The 3320-nt window shown below is 60.6% G+C and carries 2 protein-coding genes; both read left to right on the top strand.

All coding sequences use genetic code 11. The features are described 5' to 3' along the window. Positions 1-447: 447 nt before the first annotated feature. On the top strand, positions 448-750 hold the full coding sequence (locus ABWQ00_RS15700) for a hypothetical protein (RefSeq protein ID WP_353239594.1): 303 nt from the start codon (positions 448-450) through the stop codon (positions 748-750). A gap of 8 nt (positions 751-758) precedes the next feature. Continuing rightward, positions 759-2804 carry a hypothetical protein gene (locus ABWQ00_RS15695; protein ID WP_353239593.1) on the top strand — a complete coding sequence of 682 codons (2046 nt, stop codon included), beginning with the start codon at positions 759-761 and terminating at the stop codon, positions 2802-2804. Positions 2805-3320: the final 516 nt, after the last annotated feature.

The raw sequence follows: 3320 nt of genomic DNA, 5'->3' as shown, positions 1-3320 counted from the left end.
GGCAGGCCCAGATGTGGGGCACGGGGTTGGGAGCAGTTGGGGCGGGCGCAGTGCAAGGCGCAATCGGGCTCACCCGAGGCCTGGCAGCAGGAGCAACAGCAGCGTGGAGTGCGGCAGTTCCCAGAGGAATGCCTGCAGGCTTTGGGCAACCGTCAGGAAGGCGGCCCATACACCTGCCTCCGCCGCTGGCACTGCACGAGCCAGAGGAGACCTCAGAGTTGCGTCAAGAGTTGGCAGAGATGAGAAATGTCAACGCAAGACTTCTGAACAGACTGGAGGTGTTGGAGCGGAGTGGCATGGAAACGCCACAGAGTGGACCTGCCAACGGGCGTCTGCTCACCGCTGCTCCTCTTGAGGACGCGGGCGGCCCTCCAGTGCCGCACACGCCTGAGTCTGAGTGCTCCGCACCGGCAGGGGCAGAAATGACGTCAGGTGTCCAGGCGCAGCGTGCACGGCCTGAAGCTGCTGGACGAGGGCGCCAACGCCGAGAAGCAGATGAGCATGAACAAGCGGACCAAGAAGAAGTTGTGCTGCAAGCGCCACTGCCTGGGCAGGGCATGCCGCCACTGCCTCCGCCTGGAGGCGCTCCGCCGGGTGGTGGAGGACCGCTTGGTTGGCCAGGAGACGGCTCTCCAGGAGGTCGCCCTCCAAGGACGCCTCTGCCGGGAGGGCCGCCTGGTTGGCCAGGAGGTGGAGGAGGAGGTGGAGGCCCATCAGGACCTCCGCCGTCGGGCCCGTCAGGCCCGATAGGGCCAGTGATGGAGCCTGATGATGCACAAGGCTTCATGATGGCAGTGGGCAAACTGAAGGAAGGTGATATTCCTCAGCTGCGCTACGTGGACGGTGGGTCCAAGCCAACCGCCTTTGAGCGATGGAGCCAGCTGGTGGAGCTCAAAGTGTCCTCACTGCACCCAGAGGCAGCCGTGTACTGGCAGTCCGTGCGCATGGCCGCAGGGGCGGCCTATGACCAGTACTTGTGGTTGAACCCCATGCAGAAAGCGCAGGTTGCGGTGGACATTACGAGCATGCTTGCGCGCTACATTGCGCTGGAAATGAAGCTCCGGCCAGCAATTTTGGCAGCACTGCCGGAAACGGTGATGTCCATGGCCCTGGCAACCCACAAATTGGCAGTAGCAGAGCTCTTGTTTGCAGCAATGGTGGATGCAGGTCCAGGAACGCAGAGTGATCGTGAGCACATGCACCGGGCCGTCACCAATGTCGCATCAGGAGACATCAAGGATGTATATGCACAGCTGCAGCAATGGAGATTTGATTTGGACAGGCTGGTCAGATTGGGGATGCAGCCGCCGGACCCAACACTGCAGCACCGTACTCTCAAGTCCATGGTGGCCCGCATGGCTTCCAAGGACAGTGCTTTCCAGTACCGCCTGCATGCCTTCCAGATGAATGCTGGCATGTTTGGCATGGTCACTCAGGAGCAGGTGCAGGACCTGTGGAAGTACCTGTGTGCAGAGGCGTTGGAGTTCCAAGGGGGTCAGTCCAAGAAGGACGAGAAGCACCAGGAAGTGAAGGCCCAGTCCATGCAGAAGGGCAAGGGTAAAGGAAAGGACGAGCCCAAGGAGCCGGAAAAGGCAACGGACAAGCCTGGGACCGGAAAGGGTTCCTCGTCCTCCAAGGACGTGCTCTGCAAGTACTACATCTCCGACAAGGGGTGCGCCAAGGGCACCACCTGTATCTTTAAGCATTCGAAGCTGTCCACAAAGGACAATCGATGCTTCAATTGTGGAGCCAAGGACCACGTCAGTAAGGACTGTCCCAGGCCACGCGGAGAGAAGAAGGCTCACAAGCCCGCGCCTTCGGCCAAAGTGGTGGTCGAAGAGGCGAACAGCTCGAAGCCCAAGCGTGCAGAGCAGTCCAGCAATTCTCAGAAGGTGCTTGGGGAGCAGCAGTCCCCAGCTGTCAATGCTGATCAGGAGAGTGCGGCTTTGGTCTCTGTCCTGAACTGGAACGCTGCAGCGTGGACGGCCACCGTGGAGGATGGTCCCATTGCGTGTAGCAGCGAGCTCGTCCTGGCAGACTCCGGAGCAACGCACGTGATCAAGTGTGCGGATGGCGGGACTCCTCCGCCAAGCTCTGCCAAACACATCAATTTGAAGCTCGCCGTGGGCACCGCCAGAGCCAAGCTGGACAATGAAGGGACAGTCTGGATCTCTTCCCAGTCTGGTGCAGAGCTGGTGCCCCTCGGCAAGTTCATCAATGAGTGCGATCTCCAGCTTGACTGGTCCAGAGCAGGGGCCCATGTGATGACTCGTGAAGGACGGGTCATCGAACTGGTGCTGAAGAACGGCCTGCCGTACTTCCGAAAAAGAGATGTGGAGTACTTGCAGAAGCTGAGGGTGTGCCAGCGCATGGCCTGTGCCAAGCGAGCAATCATTAGCTGTGCCTTTCATGCATTAGCACAGCTCACTACGCCGGAGCAGCTACAGGAGCACCGCCGGCAAGGGCACTTGAATTTCAATCCGGGATGCCCTGAGTGTCGGCTGGCACATGGTCGTGGCCGGCCCCACTTCAGAATGGACCCGGAGACGAGGCCAGGAGGAGAGCTCTCAGTGGACATCTCAGGTCCACATGTTGGAGGACTGTGGCCTTGTGACAGCGGCACAGCCAAGAGAGCCAGGTATTTCCTGGTCGGCGCCTACACATGCTTCTCCAAGGAGCAGTACCTGGACAAGCTGAGGATGGAGAGGGAAGCAGAGTCCCCGCCAGGCTTGTTGCTGCCACCATTGGATCCCAAGAACTGTGATGAGTTCCTCTCATGCCCGGCACTGTGCTGCACTTTGTAGAAGTGTTGGAAACTAACAAGAGCACGGAGACCATCCCAGCGTTGCAGTCCATGATCGCAAACATTAACAACTTGTTTAAGGCTAGCGTCGTCTACAGGCTGCACGGGGACCGTGCGCCGGAGCTGACAGGGCCGGCGGTCCAGAAGTGGGCACACGAGCGGGGCCTGGCGGTCACCTCCACGGCAGGGTTTGAACCCAACTCGAATGGCCGTGTCGAGCGTGCCGTGGGCTTGCTGAAAACTCGGGCCCGCACTCTGCTGGCTGGGGCGGCGCTGCCCAACAAGGAGGTGCTGTGGCCGATGGCCGTTATTCACGCGGCAAGCTGCCAGAGGTACCAGGCCCTCCACGTTCCTACGAGCTTCCCGGTCTGGGGGCAAGCATCGTGACGCGCATCAAGGACCCACCGCCAGGGTTTGGAGTGTGCGGCCGGGAGTGCCACTTCATGGGAGTCTGCCCAGGATCACTGCTGGCATCTTCACCGTGCGGGAGACGAGCCCAGGCGCGCGGCTTATCGAG

It is taken from the genome of Limnohabitans sp., from assembly GCF_040400975.1.
Taxonomy (GTDB): domain Bacteria; phylum Pseudomonadota; class Gammaproteobacteria; order Burkholderiales; family Burkholderiaceae_C; genus Limnohabitans_A.
Note: the sequence above shows the minus strand (reverse complement) of the source record. Positions and strands in the feature narration are given on the sequence as shown.